This is a genomic window from Sphingosinicella terrae (genome assembly GCF_003347635.1).
GTDB classification, from domain to species: Bacteria; Pseudomonadota; Alphaproteobacteria; order Sphingomonadales; family Sphingomonadaceae; genus Allosphingosinicella; species Allosphingosinicella terrae.
The window spans coordinates 1-571 of sequence record NZ_QDFY01000058.1 but is presented as its reverse complement, the minus strand read 5'-3'; the positions used below and the strand labels follow the sequence as shown (position 1 = coordinate 571).

Here is a 571-nt window from a genome sequence, read left to right as displayed (position 1 = left end):
CGATAAAACGAGTGAAAAACTCGTTCGCCGGAAGACCAAGGGTTCCTGTCCAACGTTAATCGGGGCAGGGTGAGTCGGCCCCTAAGGCGAGGCTGAAAAGCGTAGTCGATGGGAAACGGGTTAATATTCCCGTACTTGGTATAACTGCGATGTGGGGACGGAGAAGGTTAGGTTATCGCACTGTTGGATGTGCGTTTAAGCCGGTAGGTGGGTGTTTTAGGCAAATCCGGAACACCATTCAACACCGAGAAGTGATGACGAGGTTCTACGGAACTGAAGTAACCGATACCACGCTTCCAGGAAAAGCCACTAAGCTTCAGGTTATACTAAACCGTACTATAAACCGACACAGGTGGTCAGGTAGAGAATACTCAGGCGCTTGAGAGAACTCGGGTGAAGGAACTAGGCAAAATAGCACCGTAACTTCGGGAGAAGGTGCGCCGGCGTAGATTGTAGTGATTTACTCACGAAGGTTGAACCGGTCGAAGATACCAGCTGGCTGCAACTGTTTATTAAAAACACAGCACTGTGCAAACACGAAAGTGGACGTATAGGGTGTGATGCCTGCCCG

1 rRNA gene is annotated in these 571 nt (G+C 49.9%); it reads left to right on the top strand.

From position 1 onward, the window contains the following. A 23S ribosomal RNA gene (locus DDE10_RS23230) occupies nt 1-571 on the top strand; the annotation flags it as partial.